The organism is Priestia megaterium, from assembly GCF_023824195.1.
Taxonomy (GTDB): Bacteria; Bacillota; Bacilli; order Bacillales; family Bacillaceae_H; genus Priestia; species Priestia megaterium_D.
Map to the genome: position 1 here is coordinate 3,922,280 of NZ_CP085442.1, position 14,641 is coordinate 3,936,920.

17 protein-coding genes are annotated in these 14,641 nt (G+C 38.6%); 3 read left to right on the forward strand and 14 right to left on the reverse strand.

Annotated elements, in window-relative coordinates; translation table 11 throughout:
• Window positions 1-19 precede the first annotated feature (19 nt).
• Window positions 20-775, reverse strand: coding sequence for an alpha/beta family hydrolase (locus LIS78_RS20395; protein ID WP_252284271.1), 756 nt, complete (start codon window positions 773-775; stop codon window positions 20-22).
• Between the two features lie 217 nt (window positions 776-992).
• Window positions 993-1,883, reverse strand: a complete 891-nt coding sequence (locus LIS78_RS20400) for a YitT family protein (protein WP_013058693.1) — start codon at window positions 1,881-1,883, stop codon at window positions 993-995.
• 259 nt (window positions 1,884-2,142) lie between these two features.
• On the opposite strand from LIS78_RS20400, the gene LIS78_RS20405 reads away from it, so the two are divergent.
• From LIS78_RS20405 to LIS78_RS20415, 3 genes are all read left to right on the forward strand, one after another.
• Window positions 2,143-2,952: a DUF4397 domain-containing protein gene (locus tag LIS78_RS20405; RefSeq protein WP_061859451.1), complete on the forward strand. Its 810-nt coding sequence runs from the start codon at window positions 2,143-2,145 to the stop codon at window positions 2,950-2,952.
• Window positions 2,949-3,572, forward strand: coding sequence for a class F sortase (locus LIS78_RS20410; RefSeq protein ID WP_061859452.1), 624 nt, complete (start codon window positions 2,949-2,951; stop codon window positions 3,570-3,572). The genes LIS78_RS20405 and LIS78_RS20410 overlap by 4 nt, the downstream gene beginning before the upstream one ends.
• A 128-nt stretch (window positions 3,573-3,700) precedes the next feature.
• Window positions 3,701-4,519 (forward strand): glycerophosphodiester phosphodiesterase family protein, encoded by an 819-nt coding sequence (locus LIS78_RS20415; protein WP_195782092.1) that lies wholly within the window; start codon window positions 3,701-3,703, stop codon window positions 4,517-4,519.
• Window positions 4,520-4,560: 41 nt separating this feature from the next.
• Here the strand turns inward: LIS78_RS20415 and LIS78_RS20420 are convergent, their stop codons facing one another.
• The 12 genes from LIS78_RS20420 to LIS78_RS20475 all read right to left on the reverse strand — a co-directional run bounded on the left by LIS78_RS20420 (window position 4,561) and on the right by LIS78_RS20475 (window position 14,487).
• Complete coding sequence (locus LIS78_RS20420; RefSeq protein WP_195782091.1) at window positions 4,561-5,247, reverse strand: ABC transporter permease; 687 nt, start codon at window positions 5,245-5,247, stop codon at window positions 4,561-4,563.
• A 1-nt stretch (window position 5,248) separates the two neighbouring features.
• Window positions 5,249-6,091, reverse strand: coding sequence for an ATP-binding cassette domain-containing protein (locus LIS78_RS20425; RefSeq protein WP_195782090.1), 843 nt, complete (start codon window positions 6,089-6,091; stop codon window positions 5,249-5,251).
• Between the two features lie 118 nt (window positions 6,092-6,209).
• Window positions 6,210-6,719: a GNAT family N-acetyltransferase gene (locus tag LIS78_RS20430; protein ID WP_252284272.1), complete on the reverse strand. Its 510-nt coding sequence runs from the start codon at window positions 6,717-6,719 to the stop codon at window positions 6,210-6,212.
• A gap of 35 nt (window positions 6,720-6,754) precedes the next feature.
• The gene (locus tag LIS78_RS20435) at window positions 6,755-7,960 is read right to left on the reverse strand and encodes a TolB family protein (RefSeq protein ID WP_252284273.1); all 1,206 of its coding nucleotides are present in this window, start codon (window positions 7,958-7,960) and stop codon (window positions 6,755-6,757) included.
• 101 nt (window positions 7,961-8,061) lie between these two features.
• Complete coding sequence (gene yidC, locus LIS78_RS20440; protein ID WP_013058701.1) at window positions 8,062-8,880, reverse strand: membrane protein insertase YidC; 819 nt, start codon at window positions 8,878-8,880, stop codon at window positions 8,062-8,064.
• A 21-nt stretch (window positions 8,881-8,901) separates the two neighbouring features.
• Window positions 8,902-9,174, reverse strand: coding sequence for a hypothetical protein (locus LIS78_RS20445; protein ID WP_013058702.1), 273 nt, complete (start codon window positions 9,172-9,174; stop codon window positions 8,902-8,904).
• A 211-nt stretch (window positions 9,175-9,385) separates the two neighbouring features.
• Entirely contained in the window at window positions 9,386-10,765 is a 1,380-nt protein-coding gene (locus LIS78_RS20450) for a sucrose-specific PTS transporter subunit IIBC (protein ID WP_252284274.1), read from the reverse strand.
• Window positions 10,766-10,943: 178 nt separating this feature from the next.
• Window positions 10,944-11,771, reverse strand: coding sequence for a PRD domain-containing protein (locus tag LIS78_RS20455; RefSeq protein ID WP_195782086.1), 828 nt, complete (start codon window positions 11,769-11,771; stop codon window positions 10,944-10,946).
• Window positions 11,772-11,808: 37 nt separating this feature from the next.
• Window positions 11,809-12,306, reverse strand: a complete 498-nt coding sequence (locus LIS78_RS20460) for a PTS sugar transporter subunit IIA (RefSeq protein WP_013084668.1) — start codon at window positions 12,304-12,306, stop codon at window positions 11,809-11,811.
• 255 nt (window positions 12,307-12,561) lie between these two features.
• Window positions 12,562-13,188: an FMN-dependent NADH-azoreductase gene (locus LIS78_RS20465; protein ID WP_045293975.1), complete on the reverse strand. Its 627-nt coding sequence runs from the start codon at window positions 13,186-13,188 to the stop codon at window positions 12,562-12,564.
• A gap of 140 nt (window positions 13,189-13,328) precedes the next feature.
• Window positions 13,329-13,781 carry a transporter gene (locus tag LIS78_RS20470; protein WP_195782085.1) on the reverse strand — a complete coding sequence of 151 codons (453 nt, stop codon included), beginning with the start codon at window positions 13,779-13,781 and terminating at the stop codon, window positions 13,329-13,331.
• Window positions 13,782-13,941: 160 nt separating this feature from the next.
• Window positions 13,942-14,487: a hypothetical protein gene (locus LIS78_RS20475; RefSeq protein WP_097824454.1), complete on the reverse strand. Its 546-nt coding sequence runs from the start codon at window positions 14,485-14,487 to the stop codon at window positions 13,942-13,944.
• Between the last annotated feature and the right edge of the window lie 154 nt (window positions 14,488-14,641).

Genomic DNA, 14,641 nt, shown 5'->3' on the forward strand with positions numbered 1-14,641 from the left:
AAAGAAAAAAGTCCATCAGTTAGTTACTGACGGACTTTTTCATTTGACTGTTTAACCACTTGACCGTTCTTTTTACTAGCTCATCCTGCTGCTCTTTAGGAGAAATACTGGCTTTGTTGTCTCCTTTTTGTTTCCCGTACATTCCAAACTGTGCGTGATTAGCTCCTTTTACTTGGACCAACTCCGTATTTTTTGAAAGTAAATGCTTGGTTTCTTTAATTTTTTTAGGCGTCGACAAACCATCTTTCTCACCGGTTAAAGACAAAATAGGGTAATTCGAGGTTGAAAAATCATTTTTATTCATGGGATACGATGCTAAAAGAACTAAGCCTTTTATTGAGGTTTGATGATCATACGCATAAGAGGCTGCACTCACTCCTCCAAGGGAATGCCCTCCGATAAACCATGCGGAAATCTTCGGGTAGCTCTTCACAATATCCGTCGCTTTGCTTTGACTAAAGAAGCTCATATTAAACGGAGAATCTACAACAGCAACAAGATATCCTTCATTTGCAATTTGCTGAGCATAATAGCCATATGCTAACGGCTCTACTTTAGCACCTTGATAAATAATATAGCCGGCTTTTATCTGTTTGTTCGTTTGGGCCTTGAATACGTAATAATCGTCTTTCTTCACTACTTTTTTCTCATCTAATAGTGAGTGAAGCTGCTTTGAAGGTTCATAATCAAAACCTGACCATATGACAAAAAAAGCTACGGTTACTGCAATAAGAACGGCAAGACCGACTCCTAATATTTTAAACGTTTTTTTCATGTCACTCCCTCTTTCTGTTTTTTTACTATGTACTCTTTCTATATCTTTTAGACATTTTACATGTTTGTTTCAAAGACATACAAGAAAAAAGAGGGGCTCAATATGCATGAAGCAGCAAAAGTGACGCAAACCATTACAAATAATCGAATAAGCATAGAAAGCTAAAAATTCTGCTGTAAGCTATATAAGGAGCAGTCTCATTAGTAGACAACCTTCATTAATGAATATCTCGTTTCTTAAACCTTCCTCCCCTGACTTCAGCAATAGCCGCTACAGCAAAAAAAGCAGATGGATCTATCTCATCGATAATCGCTTTTAGCTTTGCTTCTTCAAGCCTGGTAATAACACAAAAAATCACTTTTTTATCATCTCCCGTATACGCCCCTTCCCCATTTAAATACGTGACGCCTCTCCCTAAACGAGCAAGAATTGCTTCGCCAATTTGTTCATATTGTTCGCTGATAATCCAAGCTGACTTAGACTCATCTAATCCTTGAATCACAATATCAATCGTTTTAAAAGCAATGAAGTAAGCCATTAAAGAATACATAGCGCGATCCCAGCCAAATACAAAACCGGCACTTCCCAAAATAAATAAATTAAAAAACATAATTGTCTCACCTACGGAGAAAGGCGTACGCTTATTAAATAAAATAGCTAATATCTCGGTGCCGTCTAGCGAACCTCCGTACCGAATAACAATTCCTACTCCCACACCAAGAACAATTCCGCCAAACACAGTTGCTAAAAGAGGGTCACCTGTTAAGACCGGTAAGTCGTGAAAAATAGAGGTAGCAATGGATAGAATGATAACACCTAAAAGCGTAGATAGCGCAAATGTTTTTCCAATTTGCTTGTATCCGATAAAAAAGAATGGAAGATTTAATACGAAGATATAAAAGCCGATTTGAACATCCGTTAAGTGGGATAAAATAATAGATATACCTACAATTCCACCGTCAATAACCTCATTAGGGACAAGAAAAAATTCTAGTCCGACGGCCATTAAAAGGGCTCCCACTAAAATAAACAGCATGCGCTTTACAATCATTTTAGCTGATAGCGAACGATGAACAACCTTTTTTATTTCATGATTCGTTTGCAGCACATAACTTCCCCTCCTTTTGTAATAGAGACATCAACTACTAACCAAACGCTCTATTTTAATATTATCACAAAATTCAAACTATTTACCCGCTCCTTTACAAAAATTTCATCTAATGAAATAAATTATGCATATATTGGATAAAATTGTAGATGATAACAAATGAATAAATGCCCGAGTACGTTCAAAAGTGAATGCATGCTGACCACTTTTCATACGGGATTAACAGGACAAACTTAGATTAAAAGGAGAGTAAAACGTTATGAACCGTGTAAAGATTATTGCTGCTTCTTTACTCGCAGTTTTATTGCTAGCTTTTTCAGATAATTTCACTTCTGCAGCTGTGCAGGAGGCGATGATACGAGTTGTGCATGCGTCACCTGATGCACCTGAAGTAGATATATATGTGGACAATCAAAGCATCGTAGTCGGCGCATCGTTTAAAGATGTGACAGATTACCTTAAGGTACCTGCGGGGTCTCATAAAGTAGAGGTATATGCCATAGGTACAAAAGGAAAAGAAAAACCTGTCATTTCCACTAATGTAACCGTCGAAGCAAACAAAGCATATACCCTTGCTGCCATTAACCAAGTTGCACACTTGGAATTAAAAGTAGCTCAAGATGATATGAACGTAGCTAAAGGAAAGAGTAAAATCCGAATTGCTCACTTTTCTCCAGATGCTCCCGCTATTAATGTAGGTATTAATCACGGCCCTACCTTGTTTAAAGACACTGCTTTTAAACAAATGACAAATTATTCTGAAGTAGATGCCGGAACCTATGATTTAACCGTCGCAACTAGTCAAGACAATAAAAAAGTACTGGACATTCCAAACCTTAATTTAGAAGCCAACACGGTCTACACAGTGCTCGCTATTAACAAAGCCGACAGTCTTGAAACGCTTTTATTAAAAGATAATACGGCTATGCCTTCCGAAATGCCAAAAACAGGTATGGGCGGTGCTTCACAGGATAATTATAATTCAATTGTGCCGGTTCTTACTTTATTAGGAATTGGAGCGGTCGCTATATTTGTTGTTCGTCGTCACAGAGGATACGAAAGCGAATGAAATGGATAGGAGGGGTTTTCACCTTTTCTTTTATACTATTCATGAGCAGCTGGTTTGCCCAATCAGCAATTGCAAACAGCTCGACAGATTTTGTTGTGAAGATGGCTGAAACAAAATCGGCTCAATCCTTGAAATCTTCAGGGACTGCTTCTACGCCTCTTCCATCTCAGCTTATTATTCCGAAGCTTCATATCAAGGCTTTTATAAAAGGAATGGGCCTTACTAATCAAGGTGAAATGAGCGTTCCTGATAATGGTCATGATGTAGCTTGGTTTAAGCTTGGAGCAAGACCCGGAGAGGAAGGAAATGCGGTCATTGCAGGACACGTTGATGACCAAAAAGGTCCCGCTATCTTCTATCATCTCGACAAGCTTACAAAAGGAGATGAAATTTTTGTAACCGATCAGCAAGGGGATCAGCTGACCTTTGTTGTTACTAATAAAGCTTCTTACCCCCGAGATTCTGCTCCTATCAGAGAGATTTTCGGTCCAACTTTTCAACACCAGCTTAATTTAATCACCTGTACGGGAACATTTGATCACAAACAGAAAACTCATGAGCGCAGACTCGTTATTTATACAAGCCTCCGTCCGGAAAAAACAGCCGATGTTTCTCACTAAACATCGGTCTTTATTACTTTTAATTACATACTGGTTCGTTTTATTTAAATATTTACACAGCCTTAATATGAACACAACATCTCGCTAGTAAACTAATGCACGACCCCTCAATAAAAAGGAGTTTTGATATGAGACGAAAATGGTGGTTTGTAAGCTCACTCACTCTTTGTTTATGCGGTATTTTTATGTTTATACATACGCAGGCAGCTTCTACTCAAGCAGAAAAAGTAGCCATTATTGCTCATCGAGGCGCATCAGGATATGAGCCAGAGCATACGATGCAATCTTATCTCGCCGCCGTACAGCAAAAAGCAGATTACCTTGAACTTGATCTTCACATGTCTAAAGATCAGCAGCTTGTAGCAATTCATGACTATAGAGTTGACCGAACGACAAATGGAACAGGATATGTAAAACAGTATACAGTGAAGCAGCTTCAGCGTTTGAACGCAGGAAAAGGTAATAAAAAAGCCGTCATTCCAACTTTAGAAGAAATATTCCGTACGTTTGGCAATCGAACAAACTATTATATTGAAACAAAATCTCCTCATGAATATCCAGGTATGGAAAAAGAATTGTTAACGCTGATGGCTAAGTACAACATTCATACTGATCATGTTATTGTACAATCATTTAGTCCTGAAAGTTTAAAAACCGTCCATCGATACCGACCTACTATGAAACTAATTCAACTGATTCGTTCCAAGCAAACCAATATGTTAACAGATCAGCAGTTCAGACAAATTAAAACGTACGCGAACGGCATCGGTCCTAATGCAAACACGTTGACAAAACCATATGTACAAAAAGCTCGCTCGTATGATTTAGACGTCCATCCGTATACAGTAAATGATGAAAAACAAATGAGAACACTTATCGAGTGGGGCGTAACCGGCATGTTTACTAATTACCCGGATCGTCTTTATAACGTGCTTCATAATAAATAAACACTTGCCGCGGCAAGTGTTTATTCTTTATACATCTCTTTTTATACATCTCTTCTATTCGCCCGCCACAAGTACAGGCTAATTAATGCTATGGCATAAAGCAAAGCCCAGCCAAACACCAAAAATTTATTTAATCCTTCGTTAATAAATTGAATGATTGCAGATACAGGTGGCAGTACATACAGCAGCAGTCCGCCTCCTTGATACGGAAATGAGACGCCTGCCGCTGCAAGCGTAACGATTAAAATAAATAGAGGTCCGAACCACGATAAGCTGCCTTCTCTTACAACATCTCTTGTAAAAACAAGACCTATGCTCATACCAAGCAAACTAAACGTCCAGTGAATAATAAACCCAAACACCATTTGCTTAGTGGATATATCCACTTCAAACATATCAAGCAGCACGGGATAAGCAATTGAAACCGCTGATAAAAATGTAAACAGCAGAGCACAGCTAATAAGTTTGCTCGTAAAGTACTTGTTTTTTTTCCCTACGTGAAGTTTTGTAATAACTTCTTGACTGGAATCTTCCGCGTGAAACAGTGACATTGTAAACCAAGTAGTTAAAAAAAAGAGGAAAAGTGCCGTATTAAAAAAGCTATCAAGCACTGGATTCGGTCTATATGTATAGTTCATAAACAGCGAAATAATATAAAGTGCAAGCGGCGGAATATATCGATACGATTTAATGTATGTAATAAAGTGATAGCGAATCAATGCACCCATCTTAAATTTCTTCCCTTTCCATATGATATAGCTTTACAACTTCAGCTTGAACAGCAAGCAATTCTGCAAGAAACTCATTTACATATTTTTTATCTATATAAAAAATCCAGTAGTTTCCGTGCTGTTCAATTTTCGTGCACTTTTCTTTTAATAAACGAAGCGGCTTATTCAGAATGACATTTGCCTCAATAACCGTTAAATGCTCAATGAGTTGAACGCGCTCATTTTTTAAAATGCGCTGTGAGCCAATGGTGATAACACGATCCGCTACAGCATGAATGAGCCTTTCTTCATGACACGTAAATACAATGGTCATCCCTCGTTCTTTGAGCTTTGTAAAAATTCGTTCTACTTCTAGCTGAGCACGAGCATCTAATCCTGATAGAGGTTCATCAAGCAATAGCAGCTTAGAAGAACTCAGCAGTGCTTGCATCATGTTGACTTTTTGCTTCATTCCTTTTGAAAAAGAAATGATTTCTTCATGTCTAAACTCTACCATTTCGAAAGTTTCGAGCAGCTCTTCAATTCTAGAGCTGCGCTTTTTCTTAGACAATCCTTGAATTCGTCCCATGTGCTGCAAATAACCTGCTAGCGTAAAACGCAGCTCCTGAGGAAATTGTTCCACCACAAATCCAGGCGTACCGGTTTCTTTATGAAAGTGAACTGTCCCTTTAGTCGGTTTAGATAATCCGCCAATTAGCTTTAAAAACGTACTTTTTCCCGCACCGTTTTTTCCAACAATCGCGACAGTCTCTCCTTTATAAAGGGTCGTATGAACGTTTTCTAATACGGTATGTTTTTTGTATACTTTTGCAACATTTTTTAATTCAATCAGTTTTTCCATCTGCTGCCTCGCCTCTCCATAATCCTATATGTTAAATCATAGCATATTTATGGGGAATGTGCTTCCATCTCTATACGTTTCAGCTAAATTTTCCCGCACAAAAAAGCCTTTGATCATATCAAAGGCTTTTCATAGACAATACCATATGCTCTTCATCGATAAATTCACCATCTACTTGAAGAGCTCTTTTTTCATACGCATAAGAAGTAAAACCGAGGCTTTTGTATAGGGCTTTTGCTCCTTCATTTTTAGCAGCGACGGCCAGGTAGATTTGCAAAACATTCGTTTTGGAAAAAGCTTGTTCAACAGCGGTTTTTAACAGCTTCTTTCCAAGACCTTTCCCCCTTGCTTCAGGGACTACGTACATCCCCCAAATATCTCCTTTATGCTGAACTTTTAAAGGCTTTTGCTGCTGAAACCCTACGATCCCCACAAGTTGTTTTCCCATAAAAGCTCCTACTACAAATTCTGATTGGCTGCTTGGAAAATAATTTCGGATATCAGCAATTTCTTTTTCATATTCTTCTTCATAACTTAAAATAAAACTTTCGGGATGATCTTTTAAAGCACGAAGACGGAGTTCAAAGTACACGTCAGCGTCTTCTTTTACCAACAATCGTATATTCATTTTTTCACCTTAGTTTCTTATGTTTTAATTAGCTATTAAGGGCTGTACACGCTAAATACTTCATTCCACCGATACAGCTCATAATAATTTCCCGGCAGGTCTAAGTCTGAAATGAGTACCTTATCATTTTTCGTATCTTTTACGCGTGTTAAAAGATTTGCTTGTTTTCGATTTGTACGAATCCACATCGTTTGATTCGTTGCTTTATGATAAACAGGCGCGTAATCTCCTAATCCTTTTTGGGGAAATGTGAACTGACTTTGCTTATTGGTCTTTACGTTCATGCTATACAAAAAGGGCAGTGGCCTCTTTTTTTCATCATTCGACCACCCTGCTTCGGGCACACGTGAAATGATGATGTTATCTTTTCCTGTCCAAGTAAAATCCCAATCTGCGAAGCCTTTTGGAGTAAACACATGTTCTTTAAAAACCGGCATCTCTTTTAAAGTGAACTTTTTATTTTCTGTGGCAAACCTTCCTTCCCCATTAATAAATGCCAGTACTTGCTCTTCATTGCTCCACTTAAACCAATTGGGTACGTTAAGCATATCTCCCACTACTTGAAAAGCTTTCCCTTCTTTTGTAATGATGCACAGCTTATTTGCATCTGCAGACATCGAAGCCGTTGGAATAGCAATAAAACTAATCCATTGACCGTTAGGAGACCATTTGAAGCTGCTTGTTGTATACGCAAAAAATGAATCATTTTCTGCTGGCAGCGTCGTAAAAGCCTCCACTTTTTTTACGTCTAACCCTGCATATTTGCTCACTGTATATAGCTTTACCGGTCCCCATCCCGTGGGCGCCAGCGCAGCAGCTGACGTAATTAAAAATCGATCTCCTTCTGGAAACCATGAAAACTGATCAACCCCTACGGCTACACGCTTCTTTTCATGCGTTTTAACGTTGTAATATACTAAGATTCCATTCGAAATATACGCAAGTTCCTCAGCAATCGGTGACCATTGATAATGAGTCACATCATGTTCAACAAGTAGCGGTTTTCCTTTTAACGGTGCAATCATTAAAGAATCATTTTCTGCATAAGCAACCATATCTCCATGAGATGACCATTGAGGCATAGAGGCATGACGACCATTGGATAACTGCCTTTCGGTACCGTTATCATATACCCATAGGTTTCCTTGCCGTATAAAACTGACTTTCACTGTATTGGCAGCATTTATTTGCATAGGGAACAACATAAGAAAAAGCAGACATAACGCTATTTTTTTCACCATGTTCACTCCTGTCTTTTTTTATAGCGTTACACAAATCTCCTTATCTCATCACATTTTTGAAAAAATAAAAAAGCGCAGCTATTCGCTGCGCTTTTTGTATATTATGATTTTGACTTAGATTTTGGTGATGGCTTTGTTTTAGCTTGTGCTGTATTATTAGCCGCATCTTTTTCTTTTAATAAACTCATACGTTTTTTCAAGTAGTAACCTTGTCCAATTCCAAATAAGTTACCAATTACCCAATATAATGCAAGAGCAGATGGAAGTGAAATTCCCGCTACTAAGATGAAGATTGGCATAATGTTCATCATCATTTTCATTGGAGGTTGAATTTCATCCGTCATACTTACACGAATTTGTAAGAATGTCGTAATCGCTGCAACTACCGGTAAAATGAAGTAAGGATCTGGCTTTCCTAAACTTACCCATAAGAATGAATGCTGTGCAATTTCATGCGTTCGTGCAATGGCATTATAAAATGCGATAATAATAGGCATTTGAATAAAGATTGGCAAACATCCGCCAACCGGATTAATTTTATGCGTTTGGTAAAGCTGCATCATTTCTTTTTGCTGCTTTTGCTGTGTTTCAGGATCTTTTTTACCAGCATATTTCTTTTGAATCTTTTCCATCTCTGGACGAAGTGCTTGCATAGCCATCGTGCTCTTTTGCTGTTTTAAAATAAGCGGCAATAGAACTAAACGAATGATAACCGTCGCAATAATAATAGACAGACCATAGCTTCCGCCTGCCCACTCAGCAATTTTCGTTAATGCCATAGATAAAGGGTAAACAAAATAATGATCCCAGAATCCGCCGCTTGTAGCCGTGACCGGTGTTTTTGTACTGCTACAGCCGGCTAGAGCTAAAAGAAGCGCTCCCATTAAACCAAGCAATAATAATTTTTTATTTCTTTTCATATTCTTTCCTCCTAATAATGACTAAATGTATGAAGTGTTTTTCAGAAGGAAAGGATCTTCTTCATCATTATTCTTCTCTTTAACTGGTGTTTTTCTATACACATGTATAAATACATTTCGTCTTTTCCATATTGTTAATACTGAAGGATCAATCCCTGCATTCACATGGTCGGTGACAGGTTCCGCATGAAAAGCCGTAAACCTAGCTTCACGAAGCATATAATAACAAAGGATGTATAAAACGAAAGCAGATAAATACGGCGCATATAGAAAAAGATCGTGATAAAATTCCATGTGCCAGCTCTCTTTCTGACTATAATAGTACAATCCAATATATGTAGTGTAGCATTTACATTCCTGTTACACAACATCAACTTATCTCTTTGACTGTTCTACGTATTACTTTTTAAAAAGTTTCATATTTACGACACAAAATTTGCTCACCATAAAATATGATGAGCAAATCTAATACCATTCTCTATTCTCGTATGCTTACCGCTGGTTCTCAGTCTTCTTTTAGTTTCATTAACCACGTAACGCCGAATGCTACACCCACAGAGATAACCATACCGATTATATAGTGAATTAAATTGCTCATACCAAGCGGTGCAGCGATTGCCATCATTGGAATACCTGTGAGTCCGTATGCATTGGCTACTACGTGCATAAGTACAACGTAGCCTCCCCCGGCTGCTCCGCCTATAGCCGCAGCAATAAATGGCTTTCGAAGCCTTAAGTTAACGCCGAAAATAATCGGTTCTGTAATTCCTAAGAAGGAAGAAATAGCCGCTGGAATCGCAATTTTTTTCGTTTTGGCATTTTTCGTTTTAAAGTAAACAGCTAATCCTGCTCCTCCCTGCGCCACATTCGCGCAGGCCCAAATAGGAAGTAAGAAGTTAACGCCAATCTTCGGATTAGCAAGCAGTCCTGCTTCAATAGCATGAAAACTATGCTGCAAGCCTGTTAATACAATGGTTGAATATAAGCCACCAAACAAAATTCCTGCAAACACTCCGGCTACATCGTATAGAGACTGAAGGCTGATCGAAATTAAATCTCCAATATAGCGGCCGAAAGGACCAATAAACACAAGTGACACAAAGCCTGTGATAATAACAGTTAAAAAAGGCGTAACAAGTAAATCAACCGAATTCGGCACAATTTTCCGGAGTCCCTTTTCAATTTTGCTCATGACGTAGATAGCCAATAAAATTGGAACGACAGTACCTTGATAGCCAATCAGCGGAATACTTAAGCCAAACAAATCCATATATTCTGGCTTAGCATCTGCTAATGTCCACGGATTTAATAACATCGGATGCGTCAAGATCCCTCCGATAACCGCTCCCAGATAAGGATTTGAACCAAATTCTTTTGCAGCTGAAAATCCAATTAAAATCGGTAAAATGATAAATGCTGCGCCTGAGAACATATCTAACAACACAAACAACGCGCTATCTTCTGAGACCCAGTGGAACGCTTTCATCATCCCGAGCAATCCCATTAATAAACCACTGGCTACAATGGCTGGAATAATGGGAACAAAAATATTGGAAAGCATGCGGGCAAAACGAGCAAATGGGTTCATTTTCTTTTTCATTTCTTCTTGGTGATCCACTGGGGCAGCAGCCTCTTCAGCACCTAATTCTTTAACAAAAGCAGCGTGAATTTTATTAACGAGACCGGTTCCAAAAATGATTTGAAACTGTCCTGAATTTGAAAAAGCCCCTTTTACATCTTCTATTTCATCCAAACCTTTTTGATCTATTTTGCTTTCATCTCGAATAACGAGGCGCAAACGCGTAGCACAGTGCTGAGCACTAGCAATATTTTCTTTTCCTCCTAAAAGCGGAACAAGCTTTTTAGCAATTTCTTTTACGTCCATCTTACTTCCTCCTTTTTGTATGTCATAAAAAAAGCAAGACCTAAAATACGCTTATAAAAGACATAGTTGTCCTTCATGCGCATTCTAGGTCTTGCCTGCTTTACCAGTCACAATCCCGATTATTCAATTAATACGCTTTCATTGTACTCAAAGCAACAATATTCGTCAATGTTTTTTTCTATATTCTTTGCTCTATTCGGCAAATGTGAAGCGTGATGTATCCTAACTCCGCTTCTGGAAAATTAATTTCGTACTCATCTTTGACAAATTGCTTTATCGTTTCGGCACACTGATACGATTTTTTATATTTGACTTTTAATACGTCGAGCATCTCTTCATCCATCTCATGAAAAGGTTCATTTTGCGCTAAACGATTTAACGCAAAGCGCAAGTGAGTCAGCAGACGCTGATAGGACATGCTATTTTCATCAATCTCCGTATTCAGCTCTTTTTTTATAATCGTAACCATTTCATTAATAATCGTTGTATTCATCATTAGCTGCTGCATTCCCGGTGAATTCAGTTTCGCCGTATGAATATGAAGCGCAATATATCCCGCTTCGTCAATCGGCATCGTGATATCTAGTCTCTTTTTGATATGCTGAAGAGCCCACACTCCTATTGCATACTCAGGCTGATAGAGAGATTTAATTTCATTAAGCAATTTATTTTGTATGGAAATTCCGCGGGCTATCCTTTCGACAGCAAAGGATAAATGATCGCTCAAAGCAATATGCACATGATGACTTAGCGTAGCAGAAAGCTGCTGCTCAGCATACGAAATGATTTCTTCCGCCACTTGAATATGCTCTTCAGGAAGGTTTTTTAATAGTTCTTGAAACTTTTCCTGTTCTTCTTTCATGACAAAGACTTTCTCCACTTTCGCAGCATTAATAAGGTCATTTTTACCTTTTTGAAAAGCGATACCGGGACCCATCGCAATCTTTTCAACTCCGCCTTCCTTAAAGACAACAGCGTTGTTATTTAACACTTTTAAAATCTTCAAATGCGCTCTCCTTTCTTAAAGGAAAAGGCTTTGCTTATTACTTCATCGTTACTTTTGCACAAGCCGTTTCGCCTTTTTGAACCGTCCCTTGAGCCAAAATTTCGAAACTTTCACTTGCATCACTATTTGTAATAACAATTGGTGTGATAATGCTTTTCGCTTTTTCTTGAATAAGTGCTAAATCAAATGTAATAAGAGGTGTTCCTACACTTACTTTGTCACCTTGTGCCACGTGAGCTTCGAATCCTTCGCCTTCCATTGCCACTGTTTCAAGGCCGATATGTATTAATACTTCCGTACCGGCTTCTGTTTTTAAGCCTACCGCATGTTTTGTATGGAAAAGCTGAACTACTTCCCCAGCAACGGGTGAAACAACTTGTCCCTCTGAAGGCTCGATTGCAAAACCGTCTCCCATCATCTTCTGTGCGAACACTGGATCTGGCACTTCGCTGATTGGCAGGATATTACCTGAAAGCGGAGCTAGAACGGTTGTTTCTTTTGATTTTGTCTTATTACCAAATAATTTTTTAAACATCTCAATCACCCTTTTTTAGATTGTACTTGTAGCATACCCCAATGATTCTGCAGAAAAACTTCCCCTATCCCGATGTTACGTTAACATGGTCATTATTTAACCATGCTTTTTTTGTCTTGTAAATAAAAATGTATAAGCGCTTTTATAAGAAGTACGTTCTCTATGCTGCACTTTATGTAACCCTTTACATATTTTCCGAAGGAGGGATATTGAATTTTAAACCTAAAAAAAAGCCCTTTTAAAGGGCTTTTGACATTAGAACGTTGACGCAACTTCTTTTGCTTTTTCAGATGCTTTTGCTAGAATATTGTCTGCTTCTGCTGGTGTGTAAGCCATGCCTTCTGCAACAACCAGTTGGAAATCTTGAACACCAATGAAGCTCATCACTGTACGTAAATAGCTTTGAGTAAATTCTAGCTCTGCCGCAGGGCCTTCTGAATACACGCCTCCACGAGCTTCTAGTAATACTACTTTTTTATCTGAAGCTAATCCTACTGGACCATTTTCAGTATATTTAAACGTTTTTCCTGCAATTAAAATGTTATCAATATATGCTTTCATTAGTGGAGGGAAGCTTAAGTTCCACATTGGAGCTGAGAAAATAACTTTGTCAGCTTGTAAAAACTGCTCTACTAATTCACCCATACGCGTTACTTTTTCTAATTCAACAGCTGATAATTCTTCACCAGCTCCAGCTTTTCCCCATGCCGCTAAAACATCTCCATCAATGAATGGAACTGTTTCTTTATACAGATCAAGCGTTGTCACTGTATCAGTCGGGTTTGCTGTTTTATACTCATCTAAGAAAACCTGTGCTAAACGAGTTGAAAATGATGCTTCATCAACCTGCGGATTTACTTTTACATATAATACATTTGCCATAAATGTCATCTCCTAAAAAGTGTATTTTATCATTAATTCGAGATATTACTAAACGAATTATCTTTAATTCGAGATTTATTATATAACGTCATTTTTTATGCGTCAACCTTTTCGCACAAAAAAACTCCGCAAGCGGAGTTTTATACACATTGAAATTCTCGAATTTGATTTACATCTACCCCAGCATACACCCAGAAAGATCCTGTCCAGCGATATCCTGCAACTGAGCGTCTGCCTACAAAGGTTGGGTAAAACCAGTAAGGTCGACCATTTCTCGGCCATATATAGGTGTATCGGTATAAGCACCCTGAAATAGCACCTGGATCAACAGCATAAAGTGATGGACCTCCTGAACCTAGCTTTGGTGTAGGTGTAAAAGCTGGCGGTGGACTTGAAGGCGGCTGCGCTCCTCCCTGCGGCGGAAACCCTTGGCCCCCTCCTCCAGGTGGTGGCGGTGGAAATCCTTGACCTCCTCCAGGTGGCGGCGGCGGAAATCCTTGACCTCCCCCTCCAGGTGGAAACGATGGAAACCCTTGGCCTCCTCCAGGTGGAAACAAATTTTGAAAACGTGGATCGTATTGATATGGATACATACGCACTCCCCCTTTATAATGCTTGCTACGTTACAGTATGCATCATAATGAAGATAGGTGAATGTCTACTTTTACCTTCTATAGACTAATTGAACTATGTCAAACTTGGTGAGCTTAAAGGGGAACCTTATCGGAGGAAATAATAAATCCAACACGGAAACTACTTGCGTGTTGGATCTGCTTGCGGAAAATATTTTTCAATAAAATTATACAGCCAAAATACGGTAATCAAAATAGGAGCTATCAGAAAAGGATGTTGAATCCACATTTTCACCAGTACCTTTTCAAATGACGGAATCGATTTTAACACTTGAAATAACGAGCTTCCGCTAAAAATAACGCTCGTTCCTATCAATAAAAACGATAGCCAGTTAAATTGATCCATCCACATGCTCATAGAGATATAAAAACTAACACCCGTTCCTATGCCCCCCATTATTCCGCTTAAAATACTTTTTACCGAAAAAGGAATCCCTACAAACCATCCGGCTCCTAGTCCTGCACACCCTGCTAAAATGCTAGAAAAAAGCAGCGGCTGCTCAAGCCAGAGACATGCATTCACTCCAACCACTAAGGTGACATGTATTCCTACGTGAAGGGAAATTCTTTTGCCCACAGGCTCTGAAACATAATGATAGTAGCGCCCGCTATAAAAAATTGTCCACCATAATAATAAAAATGCTGTCACGCTTGCCCCTATAATCATAAACACACCTCTCTACGTTATGATTCTATTAATCTCTATCTATTATTTTCCTAATATCCTGTGTCTCTTATTCAGTAATCTATCCGTATACCTTCCATACGTTCGTTCATCAGCAAGAAAGTAGAATATAACTGTATTCTTGTCTCAACTGTTT

Bases quoted from the DNA above. Each gene is read 5' to 3' on its own strand.
- LIS78_RS20460 (WP_013084668.1), bottom strand. From the start codon at position 12,306: ATGTTTAAAAAATTATTTGGTAATAAGACAAAATCAAAAGAAACAACC.
- LIS78_RS20465 (WP_045293975.1), bottom strand. From the start codon at position 13,188: ATGGCAAATGTATTATATGTAAAAGTAAATCCGCAGGTTGATGAAGCA.
- LIS78_RS20410 (WP_061859452.1), top strand. From the start codon at position 2,949: ATGAAATGGATAGGAGGGGTTTTCACCTTTTCTTTTATACTATTCATG.
- yidC (WP_013058701.1), bottom strand. From the start codon at position 8,880: ATGAAAAGAAATAAAAAATTATTATTGCTTGGTTTAATGGGAGCGCTT.
- LIS78_RS20415 (WP_195782092.1), top strand. From the start codon at position 3,701: ATGAGACGAAAATGGTGGTTTGTAAGCTCACTCACTCTTTGTTTATGC.
- LIS78_RS20470 (WP_195782085.1), bottom strand. From the start codon at position 13,781: ATGTATCCATATCAATACGATCCACGTTTTCAAAATTTGTTTCCACCT.
- LIS78_RS20405 (WP_061859451.1), top strand. From the start codon at position 2,143: ATGAACCGTGTAAAGATTATTGCTGCTTCTTTACTCGCAGTTTTATTG.
- LIS78_RS20395 (WP_252284271.1), bottom strand. From the start codon at position 775: ATGAAAAAAACGTTTAAAATATTAGGAGTCGGTCTTGCCGTTCTTATT.
- LIS78_RS20430 (WP_252284272.1), bottom strand. From the start codon at position 6,719: ATGAATATACGATTGTTGGTAAAAGAAGACGCTGACGTGTACTTTGAA.
- LIS78_RS20450 (WP_252284274.1), bottom strand. From the start codon at position 10,765: ATGGACGTAAAAGAAATTGCTAAAAAGCTTGTTCCGCTTTTAGGAGGA.
- LIS78_RS20420 (WP_195782091.1), bottom strand. From the start codon at position 5,247: ATGGGTGCATTGATTCGCTATCACTTTATTACATACATTAAATCGTAT.
- LIS78_RS20435 (WP_252284273.1), bottom strand. From the start codon at position 7,960: ATGGTGAAAAAAATAGCGTTATGTCTGCTTTTTCTTATGTTGTTCCCT.
- LIS78_RS20425 (WP_195782090.1), bottom strand. From the start codon at position 6,091: ATGGAAAAACTGATTGAATTAAAAAATGTTGCAAAAGTATACAAAAAA.
- LIS78_RS20475 (WP_097824454.1), bottom strand. From the start codon at position 14,487: ATGATTATAGGGGCAAGCGTGACAGCATTTTTATTATTATGGTGGACA.
- LIS78_RS20445 (WP_013058702.1), bottom strand. From the start codon at position 9,174: ATGGAATTTTATCACGATCTTTTTCTATATGCGCCGTATTTATCTGCT.